Source organism: Stenotrophomonas lacuserhaii (genome assembly GCF_039674585.1).
GTDB classification, from domain to species: Bacteria; Pseudomonadota; Gammaproteobacteria; order Xanthomonadales; family Xanthomonadaceae; genus Stenotrophomonas; species Stenotrophomonas pennii_A.
Map to the genome: position 1 here is coordinate 1 of NZ_JBDJNU010000016.1, position 13,635 is coordinate 13,635.

13 protein-coding genes are annotated in these 13,635 nt (G+C 65.3%); 5 read left to right on the plus strand and 8 right to left on the minus strand.

Annotated elements, in window-relative coordinates:
- Positions 1-130: 130 nt before the first annotated feature.
- From ABE522_RS08345 to ABE522_RS08370, 6 genes are all read right to left on the minus strand, one after another.
- Positions 131-1,918: a peptidoglycan-binding protein gene (locus tag ABE522_RS08345; protein ID WP_346591287.1), complete on the minus strand. Its 1,788-nt coding sequence runs from the start codon at positions 1,916-1,918 to the stop codon at positions 131-133.
- A gap of 86 nt (positions 1,919-2,004) precedes the next feature.
- Positions 2,005-2,583, minus strand: a complete 579-nt coding sequence (locus ABE522_RS08350; protein ID WP_346591288.1) for a hypothetical protein — start codon at positions 2,581-2,583, stop codon at positions 2,005-2,007.
- 57 nt (positions 2,584-2,640) lie between these two features.
- Positions 2,641-3,156 carry a hypothetical protein gene (locus tag ABE522_RS08355; RefSeq protein ID WP_346591289.1) on the minus strand — a complete coding sequence of 172 codons (516 nt, stop codon included), beginning with the start codon at positions 3,154-3,156 and terminating at the stop codon, positions 2,641-2,643.
- Positions 3,157-3,326: 170 nt separating this feature from the next.
- Complete coding sequence (locus tag ABE522_RS08360) at positions 3,327-4,397, minus strand: tartrate dehydrogenase (RefSeq protein WP_346591290.1); 1,071 nt, start codon at positions 4,395-4,397, stop codon at positions 3,327-3,329.
- A gap of 104 nt (positions 4,398-4,501) precedes the next feature.
- The gene (locus ABE522_RS08365) at positions 4,502-4,888 is read right to left on the minus strand and encodes a hypothetical protein (RefSeq protein ID WP_346591291.1); all 387 of its coding nucleotides are present in this window, start codon (positions 4,886-4,888) and stop codon (positions 4,502-4,504) included.
- Positions 4,889-5,072: 184 nt separating this feature from the next.
- Complete coding sequence (locus ABE522_RS08370) at positions 5,073-6,023, minus strand: glutathione S-transferase family protein (protein ID WP_346591292.1); 951 nt, start codon at positions 6,021-6,023, stop codon at positions 5,073-5,075.
- A gap of 330 nt (positions 6,024-6,353) precedes the next feature.
- Here ABE522_RS08370 and ABE522_RS08375 point away from each other — a divergent pair, with 330 nt between their 5' ends.
- The 5 genes from ABE522_RS08375 to ABE522_RS08395 all read left to right on the plus strand — a co-directional run bounded on the left by ABE522_RS08375 (position 6,354) and on the right by ABE522_RS08395 (position 12,038).
- Positions 6,354-6,623 carry a helix-turn-helix domain-containing protein gene (locus ABE522_RS08375; RefSeq protein ID WP_346591293.1) on the plus strand — a complete coding sequence of 90 codons (270 nt, stop codon included), beginning with the start codon at positions 6,354-6,356 and terminating at the stop codon, positions 6,621-6,623.
- Positions 6,620-7,990: a HipA domain-containing protein gene (locus tag ABE522_RS08380; protein WP_346591294.1), complete on the plus strand. Its 1,371-nt coding sequence runs from the start codon at positions 6,620-6,622 to the stop codon at positions 7,988-7,990. Before ABE522_RS08375 ends, ABE522_RS08380 begins: the two co-directional genes overlap by 4 nt.
- 108 nt (positions 7,991-8,098) lie before the next feature.
- Positions 8,099-9,595 (plus strand): YifB family Mg chelatase-like AAA ATPase, encoded by a 1,497-nt coding sequence (locus ABE522_RS08385; RefSeq protein WP_346591295.1) that lies wholly within the window; start codon positions 8,099-8,101, stop codon positions 9,593-9,595.
- Between the two features lie 63 nt (positions 9,596-9,658).
- Entirely contained in the window at positions 9,659-11,299 is a 1,641-nt protein-coding gene (locus tag ABE522_RS08390) for an AMP-binding protein (RefSeq protein WP_346591296.1), read from the plus strand.
- A gap of 67 nt (positions 11,300-11,366) precedes the next feature.
- Positions 11,367-12,038 (plus strand): VOC family protein, encoded by a 672-nt coding sequence (locus ABE522_RS08395; RefSeq protein WP_346591297.1) that lies wholly within the window; start codon positions 11,367-11,369, stop codon positions 12,036-12,038.
- 63 nt (positions 12,039-12,101) lie between these two features.
- Here the strand turns inward: ABE522_RS08395 and ABE522_RS08400 are convergent, their stop codons facing one another.
- Both ABE522_RS08400 and ubiA read right to left on the minus strand, forming a co-directional pair.
- Positions 12,102-12,278 carry a hypothetical protein gene (locus tag ABE522_RS08400; protein WP_346591298.1) on the minus strand — a complete coding sequence of 59 codons (177 nt, stop codon included), beginning with the start codon at positions 12,276-12,278 and terminating at the stop codon, positions 12,102-12,104.
- Between the two features lie 342 nt (positions 12,279-12,620).
- A complete protein-coding gene (gene ubiA / locus ABE522_RS08405; protein ID WP_346591299.1) occupies positions 12,621-13,514 on the minus strand; it encodes a 4-hydroxybenzoate octaprenyltransferase in 894 nt (297 codons plus the stop codon).
- Between the last annotated feature and the right edge of the window lie 121 nt (positions 13,515-13,635).

Here is a 13,635-nt window from a genome sequence, read left to right on the forward strand (position 1 = left end):
CACCCCCGCGGGGGGGGGGCCGCTGCTGGGGCGGGGGGGGCCCCCCGGGGCCCCGCCCCGCTCCCCCCCCCCCCTGGTGCCCACCACGGGACCACCCCCACCGGATTCCCACCGGATTACTACCGGAACCTCAGCGCATCGCCACCGCAGCGCGCTGCTGCTCTTCCTGGCCCTGTTGCACCTGGGCACTCAAGCGCTCGCCCAGCAGCGTGGCACTGGTCTGCTCGGCCGCAGGCGCCGGCTGGCTCATGTCCACCATTGCGCGGAAGCCCGGCGTGGTGCCCATCACGAACGCCTTGCCATCCTGCACCGCCACGCCCTGCAGCTTGTCCGGGCTGTCGATGCCCGCCTGCTTGGCCATATGGGTGATGTGCGCGGCCATGTCGTTGGACACCGCCGACGGCAGCTGGCCACGGATCGCCGCATGCAACGGGGTGTCCGCATGCGCGGCTTCGCCCAGCTGCGGCCCACGTACCGGTGCCTCATGCGAATGCCCGTGCGTGCCCTGCCGACTCTCACCCAGACGGCCCAGCGTCTGCGGCCCGGCAATGCCATCGGCCTTCAGGCCATTGGCCTGCTGGTAGGCAGCCACCGCGTCGCGGGTGTGGTCGCCGTAGCGGCCATCCTCGGCCAGGCGGTTGCCATTCGCATCGCGGATACCCTGGCGGTTCAATTCCTGCTGCAGCTTGGCCACGTCGTCGCTGCGTGCGCCGTGGCGCAGCACCGACGATGCATCGTCCGTACGCCCCTGCCCCGGTGCGGCGCCATCCTGCACGCGGCGCTGGTCCCAGAACGCTTCCGGACTCTGCAGCTTCCCGGCCGGGTCCTTCAGCTGGTAATGCACGTGCTGAGCGTACTGATCGGCACCATTCGGGCCGCGTCCGCCCATCGTGCCGATCGGCTGGCCGGCCTGGATGGTCTGTCCTTCCTTCACCTGCACGTCCTTCATGTGCAGGATCTCGTGCGAGTTGCCCTGCGCATCCAGGATCTTCACCGTGCCGTAGCTGCCCCCGGCGAAGGTCACCTTGCCCGAGATCGGTGCGTTGATCGTGGGGTGCTGCCGATTGAGCCCGGTCTGGCCGCCGACATAGTTGAAGTCGGTACCGCCGTGATCCTTGGCACCGCGCTCCTCACCGTAATGCCCGGTGATGTGCGGCTTGACCCCGTTCTGCGGCGGCAGCATCACCTGCATGGTGTGCTGGAACGATCCCGCCTGCTGCTGCGCTGCCGCTGCCTGCACGGCGGCAACGCCTGCCACCGCGCCACCGGCCACGGCAGCCGCCGCGCCCACGGTCTGCGCCGGGGAAGCCTGCGTCTGCGTCTGGCTCTGGCCCTGCGACTGGCCCTGCGACTGCGCCAGGCGCTCGTTGACGAACTGCTCGTACTCGGCAAGGCGCGGCATCACCTTGCTTTCGGCCAGCCCCAGGCCGCCGTAATCGCGGGTCGGGCCGTCGTGGTGGTACTTGTAGATGTATTCCTCGCCCTGGCCACGACGCTGGGCCAGCTGGCGGTTGTCGATGAAGTGCTGCACCAGCGCATCGGACTGCGCTTCCACATCGAAGCGGTTGCTGTTGTTCAATTGATAGGCGCTGCCGGTGCCATCGATGAACTGGCCCAGCCCGGAGGCGGACGTGGTGCCGGCGGCGGCATCGGGATTGAAGCCGGATTCGACGCGGGCGATGGCCAGCACATGCGCGGTCTCGCGCGGGGAAAGCCCGGCTTCGCGGGACGATTCAATCAGCGTATCGATCACGCGTGACTGCACTTCCGGCGAGGCATCGCCCCAACGGCGCGATTCACCGTGCAAGCGGCCATCGGTCTGATCGATAGGCTCGCGGTAGTGGCTATAGGGTTTTATCTGATCACTTCGGTATCCGGCCCCGCGGGGCTGGATCATGGTCTGGTAGATGTCAGGCATAGCGGTGCGATCCATTCTATGAAAAAGGGAATTTCCTTAAGGGGTGTTGCTCCAGGTGAAACGGTGCAGCGTGCTTCCTATCACTTTCAGGGCTTGAAGTAGGTCACCTCCGGGTGGGTCACGCCGAGCTTGGCCAACCACTGCTCGTACTCGTCGTTGTTGGGTTCCTGCGACGGCGCCTCGCCACGCAGCGGCGGATCGCTGTGGGTCAGCTGCTTGCCGTCGGCGTCATACAGGTAGAACCATTCGCAGAACTGGCAACCGAACGGCAGCTCGCCGTACTGCACGACGAAATACGGCGTGTTGTCCTTGTCCTGCACGCAGGCCAGGCCCACGGCGGTGTAGTCGGTCATCTCGGCCGGCTTGTCCAAGGTGCGGCGCTGGCCGTCCTTTTCGATATCCAGCCGCGTCTGCGGCGGGGCGTCATTGCCCGGGTCAGGCAGCCCCGCCACGGTCAGGCGGGTTCCCTGGCATTCGATATGCATTCCTGTGTCGTCCTGCTGGGTGGAGGGAGTCGTGGAAGCAGCGACGGGTGTCGCCGGGGAGGCAGCGGTGGCACTTGCAACGGGTGCGGCAGGCGCGGCAGGCGCGGACGGTTCAGCCGCCGGATCGCTGCAGGCGGCCAACAGCAACATCAGGGCAGGGGCGACAAACTTTGACGTCATGCGTCGTGCTCCGTGAAGCGGCAACAGGGCCATCGGCAGGCCCTGCCGCCAATGGCATCAGATCGATTGATCGTCCACGCTCTGCAGCTGCCAGCACGGCTTCTGCGCGAACGTATAGATCTGCTGGTCACTGGTGTTCGGTTTGCGGATGAGCACCTGCACGCTGCCATCGGCCTGCGGGGTGACCTGCAGTTCGCGGCCTTGGCGCGACAACGTCGCCGGGTCCGGAATCACCGGCCACTCCACCTCTGCCAGCGGGACCTGCTTGGTCACCTTCGCCGGTTCGGGCTGGGCGTTGGCATCGATGGATTCGGTGAGCAACGGGTCTGCGACGGACTTCTCCTGCAGGGCGATGTCGTTGCCGAAATGCGCCAGGAAGGTGTTGAAGTCGGCATGCGGGCACTGCGTGGCAGCGTCAGCCGGCGCAGTGGGTGCGGTGGGTGCCTCAGTAGTTGCCGGTGCCGGGGTGGCCGGCTCTGTTCCTGCCGGCGTCGTCGGCTGGGTCGGTTTGCACGCGGTAAGGGCCAGGCCCAGCGAGAGCGCCAGCAGCGCGAGAGAGCGTGATTGAGACAACGGATCCTCCTGATCGGTCGTTCGCGCGCCTACGGCGGCGCGCGGGTGCATGGAGCATACCGGGTGACCTGTTAAGCGATTTAGACAGTCTCGAAGGTGTGCCGTCCATCACATTTTCACGCACACACGACGCCCAAACGCCCGCGACTCAGATATGGAGCCGCTTCGCGCTAGCCTGCCACCGCCTTCGCCACCGCCTCACCCAACTGCGTCGTCGTCGCTTTGCCGCCCAGATCCGGCGTCAACGGCCCCTGCGCCAGCACGCCCTCGATCGCCACCATGATGGCGTCATGCGCCTCCTCGCAGCCGAGGAACTTCAGCATCAGCGCGCCCGACCAGATCATCGCGATCGGGTTGGCGATACCCTGCCCGAAGATATCCGGTGCCGAGCCATGCACGGGCTCGAACAAGGACGGAAAATCGCGCTCCGGATTGAGGTTGGCCGATGGCGCCAGGCCGATCGTGCCGGTGCAGGCCGGGCCCAGGTCGGACAGGATGTCGCCGAACAGATTGCTCGCCACGACCACATCGAAGCGCTGCGGCTGCAGCACGAAACGCGCGGTGAGGATGTCGATGTGCTGCTTGTCGACGGTGACCTCCGGATAGGCCGCGCCGACCGCATCCGCGCGGCCATCCCACCACGGCATGCTGATGGCGATGCCATTGCTCTTGGTCGCCACGGTCAGGTGCCGACGCGCACGCGACTGCGCCAGTTCATAGGCGTACTTCAGCACGCGGTCGGCGCCGTGGCGGCTCATCACCGTTTCCTGGATGACGATCTCGCGCTCGGTGCCGGCGTACATGATGCCGCCCAGGTTGGTGTACTCGCCTTCGGTGTTTTCGCGCACCACCAGGAAGTCGATATCGCCCGGCCTGCGTCCTGCCAGCGGGCACGGCACGCCTTCAAACAGGCGTACCGGACGCAGGTTGATGTACTGGTCGAACTCACGACGGAATTTAAGCAGCGAACCCCACAACGAGACGTGGTCCGGGACCGTGTCCGGCCAGCCCACCGCGCCGAAGAAGATCGCATCCATGCCTTGCAGCTGCGCTTTCCAGTCGTCGGGCATCATCTGACCGTGCTGCTGGTAGTAATCGCAGCTGGCCCAGTCGATGTGGGTGAACTGCAGGTCCAGCTGGAAGCGGCGTGCGGCGGCTTCCAGCACACGCAGGCCCTCGGGCATGACCTCCTGGCCAATGCCATCGCCGGGAATGACAGCAATCTTGAAGGTCCGGGTCATGGTCCGCTCGCATGGGGAAAGGAGGTTCCCGATGCCACGCAATTCACGGATCGCATGGCTACTGGCGCGAGCTTGAGCATTCGTGCGGGCCGGGCCCAATCAACTCAGCGCCAACCACCATGATGGCGATCATTCCCGCGACGGCCGTTGTTCCAATGACGGCGGTCATCGCGACGGTCGTGACGGCTGCTGCGCTCATAGCGGTAGTCGCGGTCATAACGACGATCACGGTCGTAGCGATAATTGCGGTTGTCGCGGCGATCCTTGGTGGTCACGTTGCCGATCGCACCGCCGGCCACGGCACCGCCTACGGTCATCATCGGATCGCCATTGGACAGGACGTGACCTGCGACACCACCGACCACTGCACCGATCGCAGTGTTCTTGTCCTTGCGCGACATGGCGTCGGCGTCGCTTGCGACGGTAACGCCGGCGGTGAGTGCCAATGCCAGGGCCAGGCCACGGAATACGGAAGCGGTTGAGGTAAGCATCGTCAAATCCTCCAACAGGACAGGTGATCAGTAGCGGGGCGCGGGCAGTGTGCTGTCCCCGCACGATTCAATCTCGTCGCCGAAGATTGCCGGAACATTGCGTACCCTGACATGAACCGACCCCTGTTCAGGTTGGGGCGGGCGTTGTCAGCAACTCAAGAAATGCCGCGCGTGCGGGGGCCCCTCAGTAGGGGGCCGCAGGTCCCGCCGGTACGATCCCGGATGGATTGATGTGCGTGTGGCTGCCGTAATAGTGGTGCTTGATATGCTCGTAATTCACCGTCCCCTCCACTTCCGGGATGGCCATCATCCGCTGCACGAAGGCATGCAGACCGGGGTAGTCCGCGATGCGCTTCACGTTGCACTTGAAGTGCACGTAATAGACCGGGTCGAAGCGGATCAGCGTGGTGAACAGCCGGATATCGGCCTCGGTCATCACCCCGCCGACCAGCCACTGCCGATCCGTCAGCAGACCATCCAGCCATTCCAGCGTCTCGAACAAGGGCACGATCGCTTCGTCATAGGCCTCCTGCGTGGCGGCGAAACCGGCCTGGTACACGCCGTTGTTGAGCGTTTCATACACACGCTCATTGATGCGATCGATCTCTTCCCGCAGCGCTTCGGGATAGTAGTTGCCCGGTCGTGCGCCCAGGTGATCGTAGGCGTCGTTGAACATGCGGATGATGTCGGCTGATTCATTGCTGACGATCTCCCCCTGCGTGCGGTCCCACAGCACGGGGACGGTCGCCTTCCCGGTCATGCCGGGCTTGGCGGCCTGGTACAGCTGATGCAGGTACTGCGCGCCGCGCTCGGGGTCGGGCGTCACCAGCGGGCCCGGCGCGAAGTTCCAGCCGTTGTCGCCCATATGCCAGTTCACGATGGACAACGGGATCAGCGGTTCCAGCCCTTTCAGCGCGCGCACGATCAGCGTGCGATGGGCCCAGGGGCAGGCCAGGCTGACGTACAGCCGGAATCGCTCCGGCTCTGCAATCAGCGCTGGTTGTCCGCTTGGCCCGACGCCGCCGTCGGCGGTGAGCCAGCGGCGAAAGGTGGATTCTTCGCGATGGAAATGCCCGTCTTCGCCGGCACTGCCTGCGGTACCCGTCTGCCATTGGCCGTCAACCAACATGCCCATCGGGAAGCCCTTTGTTTGAGGTCGGCTCCCGTTCTAACGCAGGCGGCGGCAACGTAGTGTCGAGCTTGCTCGACATCCGCCCGTGTCGAGCGGGCTCGACACTACGCGGCAAACATCGACGCTACGTGGCAAATTCGACGGCAAGGCGGATAACCGTGTGAGTGAGTCCACGAAGCACTGAAGCGCCAGGTCGCGACACATTGAAAACCTCACGATCATAAGGATTTATACGCACCCAAGGGAGACTTGCCCACAATCCTTACGTACTTGAGGATATTGGAGTACAGTTCGTCAGTAAAGTAAAAATCCGCACGACTGCAAGGATTCAGCATGAAGGTCACGCTCAAGAGCCACGAGGAACTGGGTCCGCTGGTTCGTGCCACGCGCAAGGCCCAAGGCCTGCGCCAAGACGATACCGCCGAGGGTATCGGCGTCAGCGAGAACTTCCTGGCCAAGGTCGAGCGGGGGGGAGGCAGCGTGCAGTGGCAGAAGCTGTTTCAGGTTCTGACTGAAATGGGCATCCGCGTAGAAATCGACGTGCCAGACACAGCAATGGCGATGCTGCAGAAGCAGGTGAAGAAGCGCGGAGTCCCGCGATGAGCCGCCACTCCATCAAGGCAGCGCCTCCGACAATGATGGAAGTCTCGTTGGACGGATTGCAATATCCGGACCGTTCGCTGTTGGCCACATGGGACGGCCAGCATGTCGGCACCCTTCGCGAACATCGCAACCTGTGGCGGTTCGAATACGCGTCGGCATGGCTGGAACACCCAAGGAGCTTCGACCTGTCTCCGTGGCTCCCACGCAGCTTGGGTAACATTCTTGATGGCAGCACCTCGCGCCCCGTGCAGTGGTACTTCGACAACCTGCTTCCGGAGGACCAGCAGCGCGCACGCATGGCACACGATGCCGGTGTCCGCGGTAGCGACGACTTCGCCCTGCTCACCTGCTACGGCTCTGAATCTGCAGGCTCGCTCACGCTGCTACCCCCGCAGGTAACGCTTGACCCGGGTAGTCGGGCACCGCTGCCGGATGACGAACTCGCGCAGCGCATACGCGACCTGCCACGGCATTCACTGGCTGGCGGCGCGGAAAAACGAATGTCGCTTGCTGGCGCACAGCACAAACTGGCTGTCATCGAAGATCGCGGCGTGCTGTACCAGCCGATCGGCGCGGAGGCTTCCACCCATATCCTCAAGCCAGACAGTACCGACCCCGACTATCCGCACACGGTCATCAACGAGTACTTCGTCATGCGACTGGCTCGCGCGATGGGACTGATGGTGCCACAGGTTCATCGACGTTACGTGCCGGAGCCTGCGTTTCTGATCGAACGCTTTGATCGTGTATCGGATGAGGACGGCACACGCCGCTTGCATGCCATCGATGCCTGCCAACTGTTGAACCTTCAACGCAATGACAAGTACAGAGCAGGTAGCATCCAGACACTGGAATCAGTGATCACCCACTGTCGCGAGAGGCTGAGCACGCGCAGGCGACTGTTTGACTGGCTGGTGTTCAACGTACTGACCGGCAACGACGACGCCCATTTGAAGAACCTGAGCTTCCTGGTCGACGCAGACGGCATCAACCTGGCGCCACATTACGATCTTCTGAGTACGGTGGCAGGACGCAGTCATGCCTACAAGCAGGACGGTGCGAGTTGGCCACAAGCATCCACGCTTGCGTGGGACCTGTTGGGCGTAGAGCGCTTTGCTGAGATCACGCCCAGCTTGCTGATCGACGCCGGCATTAAGCTGCGCCTTCCACCGCGCATGGCGCAGCGCCGTCTTGCGGAAATGGCTTCCGACGTCGTCCCGCTGGCCGCGTCGGTGTTGGCAGAGATTGAATCGGAGAACGCGCAGTGGGCCGAAGTAGCGGGACCGGCGCTTCAAGGCGAGATGCGTATGCTGCGCACGGTCATCGAGTTGGTCATCAAGCAGATGGCGAAGCAGTTGAGTTCCTGAGCCATGTCACGTGACCGGATTCCGACTACCTTCGTCTGATCCATACACCGACGGACACCCTGCCTCCATGGCACCACACTGACTGCCCGCATCCCAGGGAGTCACCGCATGAGCCTCGCGCTGGTCCACAGCCGCGCCCGGGCCGGCGCCGATGCGCCGCTGGTGCGTGTCGAAGTGCACCTGTCCGGTGGCTTGCCCGCTACACAGATCGTCGGCCTGCCTGAAACCACCGTCCGCGAATCGCGTGAACGCGTCCGCGCCGCCCTGCTCTGTGCACGTTTCGACTACCCGCAGCGGCGCATCACCATCAACCTGGGGCCGGCGGATCTGCCCAAGGAAGGCGGCCGCTTCGACCTTGCCATCGCGATGGGCATCCTGGCCGCCAGTGGCCAGCTGGATCCGCAGCAGGTGGTCCGCCACGAGTACGTGGCCGAGCTCGCGCTCACCGGCGAACTGCGCCCGGTCGATGGCGTGCTGCCGGCCGCGATCGCCGCAGCGGAGGCCAACCGTACGCTGTTCGTACCGCCCGCCAATGCCGCCGAAGCCGCGCTGGCCGAGCATGCGGATGTGCGCGTGGCGCGCACGCTGCTGGAGGTCTGTGCCTCGGTGGAGAATCCCTCCCGCCTGCCCCGCGCGGAGCGCGCCAGCATCGAAGCGGACCCGCCGCTGGATCTCACCGATGTGCGCGGCCAGCCGCATGCGCGGCGTGCGTTGGAGGTCGCTGCGGCCGGCGGTCATCATCTGCTGCTGATCGGCAGTCCTGGCTGCGGCAAGACCCTGCTGGCCTCCCGGCTGGCCGGCATCCTGCCCGAAGCCAGCCAGGCCGAGGCCCTGCAGAGCGCGGCCATCGCCTCGATCAGCGGCAGTGGACTGGACCCGCGTCGTTGGCGCCAGCGCCCCTTCCGCGCACCCCACCACAGCGCCAGCCCCGCCGCGTTGGCAGGTGGCGGCAACCCACCGCACCCCGGCGAGATCTCGCTGGCGCACAACGGCGTGCTGTTCCTGGATGAGTTGCCCGAATGGTCACGCATGGCGCTGGAGATCCTGCGCGAGCCCCTGGAATCGGGCCATATCCGGATCAGCCGCGCCGCGCGCAGTGCGGTGTTCCCCGCGCGTTTCCAACTGGTCACCGCGATGAACCCCTGCCCCTGCGGGTGGGCCGGGGATCGCAGCAACCGCTGCCTGTGCACCAGCGAGCGCATCCAGCGCTATCGCGGCCGGGTATCCGGCCCGTTGCTGGACCGCATTGATCTGCATGTCACGGTCACCCGGCTTTCGCCAGAAGAGCTGCGCGAAGGAGCCCCGGCGGGCGAGTGCAGCGCGGATGTTCGCTCAAGGGTGATCGCCGCGCGCGAGCGTCAGCTGCAGCGTGGCGCGCTCAATGCCCACATGGACAGCAAGGCACTCCGCTTGTGTGCGCATCTGTCTGAGGCCGACCAGAATCTTCTGGAGCAGGCCATCGAGCGGTTGCAGCTGTCTGCGCGGGCGATGCACAGGATACTGAGGGTGGCGCGCACCATCGCGGACCTGGCGGGATGCGATGGAATCGACACCTCGCACCTGGCCGAGGCGATCGGTTATCGGCAGTTGGATCGGGGGGCGTAGGCGCCGCGCACCCCAGACCGCCACGCAACCGGGTATCGTGCCAGACATGCCCCGGAGCTCCCCATGACCTATCAACGTGCCGTGGATGACTTCACCCTGCCCGACTGGGAAGGCCGCCTGCACGGCGACCTGCAGAACGGCATCAATGCCTGCGTGGAATGCTGCGACCGCCATTGCGGCAGTGATCGCTTGGCGCTGCGCTGGATCAGCGCTGATGGCAGCCTGCACCAGTACACCTTCGAAGACCTGCGTACGGCGGCTTCGAGGGTCGCGCATGTGCTCACCGCGCAAGGCATCGGCCGCGGCGACGTAGTGGCCGGCATGCTGCCGCGCACGCCGGAACTGCTGGCCACGATCCTCGGCACGTGGCGCGTCGGCGCCGTGTACCAGCCACTGTTCACTGCCTTCGGAGCCAAGGCCATCGAATCGCGGCTGCGCACCGGCCACACCCGGCTGGTGGTCACCGACCACGTCAACCGGCACAAGCTGGATGATGTCGAAGACTGCCCGCCGGTCGCCACGATTCTCCCCGCCGGCCAGCCCGCCGCTGCGGCAGACATTGACTGGCGCGCGCGCCTGGCCAACGCCGGCAGCGCGCCCTTCGAACCGGTGATGCTGCGTGGTGATGCGCTGATGGTGCTGCTGTCCACCTCCGGCACCACCGGCGCGCCGAAGGGCGTTCCGGTGCCGCTTCGGGCGCTGATGTCCTTCGCCAGCTACATGCAGCTGGCAGTGGATCTGCGCCCCGGCGACGTGTTCTGGAACATCGCCGATCCGGGCTGGGCCTACGGCTTGTACTACGCAGTCATCGGCCCGCTGATGCTGGGCCAAGCGACCACGTTCAACGAGGCGCCCTTCACCGTGCAGGGCCTGCACGAGGTGATCGAGCGGCTGGGCGTGACCAACCTGGCGGGCTCGCCGACCGCCTACCGGCAGGTCATCGCGGCGGGCGAGGCATCGGCCGCCCGCGTGTCTGGCCAGCTGCGTGCAGTCAGCAGCGCCGGTGAACCGCTGAACGCCGAGATCGCGCGGTGGTTCGCTGCCCATCTGTCCACCACCGTGCTGGACCATTACGGCCAGACCGAAACCGGCATGGTGGTGAACAACCACCACGCACTGGAGCATGCGGTGCGGGCGGGATCGTCCGGCTTTGCGATGCCGGGCTACCGGGTGGCGGTGCTGGGCGATGACGGCCGCGAGCTGCCCCCGCGCACGCCGGGCATCCTGGCGATCGACATCGCACGCTCTCCGCTGATGTGGTTCACCGGCTACTACGGTACGGACACGCCGGCCATCCGCGATGGCTACTACCTGACCGGCGATACGGTGGAATGCGAGGACGACGGCTCGATCAGCTTCATCGGGCGATCCGATGATGTGATCACCTCGTCCGGTTACCGCATCGGCCCGTTCGACGTGGAGAGCGCGCTGCTGGAACATCCCGCCGTCGCCGAGGCGGTGGTGGTCGGCGTTCCTGATCCGGAGCGCACCGAGATCGTGAAGGCCTTCGTGATCACCACTACCGGGATCGAGGGAGATGCTGCCTTGGCCGCGCAGCTGCAGCAGTACGTGAAGACACGGCTGTCCGCGCATGCCTATCCACGGCTGGTGGAGTTCGTCAGCGAGGTCCCGAAGACGCCGAGTGGCAAGGTGCAGCGCTTCGTGCTTCGGGCAGCGGAAGTGGCCCGGCAGGCCGGGCAATGAGCTGGCGCGCGTTCGCTGGCATCACATCAGGAGAGGCACGGGCCATGCGCCCCTGCGGTGACTGAACATGCGTATTCGAACCCTCGTCCTTCCCGTATCCGATCCTGCCAGCGTCGCGCGCTACTTCCGCGATGTGCTGCAGTTTCCCGTGCACGGATGCCAGGTAATCGTCGGCTGGAGCACGCTCACCCTGGTTCCCGCCGATGGACGGCCGCTCGGCGGCGTGCACCTGGCGTTCAACGTACCGGACAACCGCTTCGCCGAGGCCATGTCCTGGCTGCGCGCGCGCACGGCATTGCAGCGTTCGCCCCATGGCAAGGACTACTTCGCGCTTGAAAGCAGTTGGCAGTCGCAGTCGGTGTACTTCACCGGTCCGGATGGGCTGATACTGGAATTGATCGGCCGGCGGTGCCTGCCCGCGTCATCGCGCGTGGGCGCTTTCGATGGCAGCGAGATCACCTGCCTGAGCGAGGTCGGCCTGCCGGTTGCCGATGTGCCGGGGACGCAGCGCGGATTGGCTGGGCGCTTCGGGCTGGCTCCCCTGTCAGAGCCGTCGCCGGTGTTCGCGCCGCTGGGCGATGACGAAGGCCTGCTGATCGTGGTCGACGCTACCCGTCACTGGTTCCCCGAACAGGTGGACCTGCCGAACGCGCAGGGGCTGGTGGTGGAGATTGAAGCGCCCCATGGGCCTGCGGAAGTGGCCGATGCCGGCCAGGGCTGGATCGTGCGCGGCATCTGAACGGCCGCGAAAAACAAAGCCCCGCGGGTGCGGGGCCCTGCTTCTTCAGCTCAGTGCAACAACTCATTCTTCTTCTTCGTTGGTGCCCTGCTGCTGGTTCTGGTTGCGCTGCTGCTGTTCCTGCTGCTGTTGCTGCTGCTGGTCGCGCTGACCCTGCTGGCCCTGCTGGTTCTGCTGGCCCTGCTGGTTCTGCTGACCCTGCTGGTTCTTCTGGTTCTGCTGATTCTGCTGATTGGCCATCTGGATGTCTCCCTAAAGCCGCATGCGGAATGCCGCGGTCATGGCCATCCTCTGCAGGCGCTGGTTAACCATGTGTGCGTATGTGTGGAGAGCGGCATCACGGCGCGTGCCGCGTCGCTGCAAAACCGGCTGAAACCCTTATGGCACAAGCACCTTAAGAGTTCATGCAGGGACTGCATATGTTCATGGCGCGGCGTGCTTTGGGCTATTCAGCTGCGCCCTGGATCGTGACGTTCCGATGACGATCTCCACCAGGCAAGGGACGCCATGCGGTTGCATTGGTGGGTGACGACCGTTGGTCGTCACGCTCTTGCCGCTGCGCTCGCCGAGCGTGGCTCGGCGCTACCTTACTGCCAGTGCCACCGCGATTCCCGCGAACAACGCCGCCCCCACCCAGTTGTTGTGCAGGAACGCCTTGAAGCACGGGTCGCGCTCGCGGTTGCGGCACAGCCAGAACTCATACGCCACCAGCCCCGCCGCCACGCCCACCGAAACGAAGTAGTACACCCCCAGTTCCGCCCGCACGCCCACCAGCGTCATCGCCGCCAGGAACAGCGCGTACAGCACGCCCTGGATCACCAGATCCAGATCGCCGAACAGGATGGCCGTGGAATGCGAGCCCATCTTCAGGTCGTCATCGCGGTCCACCATGGCGTACCACGTGTCATAGGCGGTGGACCACAGGATGTTGCCCACATACAGCAGCCACGCCAGCACCGGCACTTCACCCTGCACGGCCGCGAAGGCCATCGGGATGCCCCAGCCGAAGGCCATGCCCAGATAGACCTGCGGCAGGTGCGTATGGCGTTTCAGGTACGGGTAGCTGGCGGCCAGGAAGATGCCGACGAAGCTCAGCGCCACGGTCAGCCAGTTCATTGTCAGCACCAGCGCGAACGCCACCAGCATCAGCACCGCGAACAGGATCAGCGCGTGCCGGCCACGCACCGCGCCGCTGGCCAGCGGACGGTCCTTGGTGCGCTTGACGTGCGGATCCAGCCAGCGGTCGGCGTAATCATTGATCACGCAACCGGCCGAACGGGTCAGCCAGACCCCGGCGGTGAACACGAACAGCGTCCACAGCGGCGGCAGGCCGCCCGATGCCAACCACAACGCCCACCAGGTAGGCCACAGCAGCAGCAATGTACCGATCGGGCGATCGGCACGCATCAGTTTCCAGTAGTGCCGCCAGCGCGGCGTCGGGTCCGCGGGGGACGCATCAAGGGGAGCGTGTGACATGGGGAAATGATACTCCCGCCGAGCTGATGGCTCAGGTAGTGACGGCCGCTGGCCGTCATGCGTCAGCAATCGGTGGGTGACGACCGTTGGTCGTCACGCCTTGGCCTTCAGAACAACGGCA

Excerpts from the sequence above, each read along its gene's own strand:
- ABE522_RS08345 (WP_346591287.1), bottom strand. The coding sequence starts at position 1,918 with ATGCCTGACATCTACCAGACCATGATCCAGCCCCGCGGGGCCGGATAC.
- ABE522_RS08350 (WP_346591288.1), bottom strand. The coding sequence starts at position 2,583 with ATGACGTCAAAGTTTGTCGCCCCTGCCCTGATGTTGCTGTTGGCCGCC.
- ABE522_RS08360 (WP_346591290.1), bottom strand. The coding sequence starts at position 4,397 with ATGACCCGGACCTTCAAGATTGCTGTCATTCCCGGCGATGGCATTGGC.
- ABE522_RS08365 (WP_346591291.1), bottom strand. The coding sequence starts at position 4,888 with ATGCTTACCTCAACCGCTTCCGTATTCCGTGGCCTGGCCCTGGCATTG.
- ABE522_RS08370 (WP_346591292.1), bottom strand. The coding sequence starts at position 6,023 with ATGGGCATGTTGGTTGACGGCCAATGGCAGACGGGTACCGCAGGCAGT.
- ABE522_RS08375 (WP_346591293.1), top strand. The coding sequence starts at position 6,354 with ATGAAGGTCACGCTCAAGAGCCACGAGGAACTGGGTCCGCTGGTTCGT.
- ABE522_RS08380 (WP_346591294.1), top strand. The coding sequence starts at position 6,620 with ATGAGCCGCCACTCCATCAAGGCAGCGCCTCCGACAATGATGGAAGTC.
- ABE522_RS08385 (WP_346591295.1), top strand. The coding sequence starts at position 8,099 with ATGAGCCTCGCGCTGGTCCACAGCCGCGCCCGGGCCGGCGCCGATGCG.
- ABE522_RS08390 (WP_346591296.1), top strand. The coding sequence starts at position 9,659 with ATGACCTATCAACGTGCCGTGGATGACTTCACCCTGCCCGACTGGGAA.
- ABE522_RS08395 (WP_346591297.1), top strand. The coding sequence starts at position 11,367 with ATGCGTATTCGAACCCTCGTCCTTCCCGTATCCGATCCTGCCAGCGTC.
- ABE522_RS08400 (WP_346591298.1), bottom strand. The coding sequence starts at position 12,278 with ATGGCCAATCAGCAGAATCAGCAGAACCAGAAGAACCAGCAGGGTCAG.
- ubiA (WP_346591299.1), bottom strand. The coding sequence starts at position 13,514 with ATGTCACACGCTCCCCTTGATGCGTCCCCCGCGGACCCGACGCCGCGC.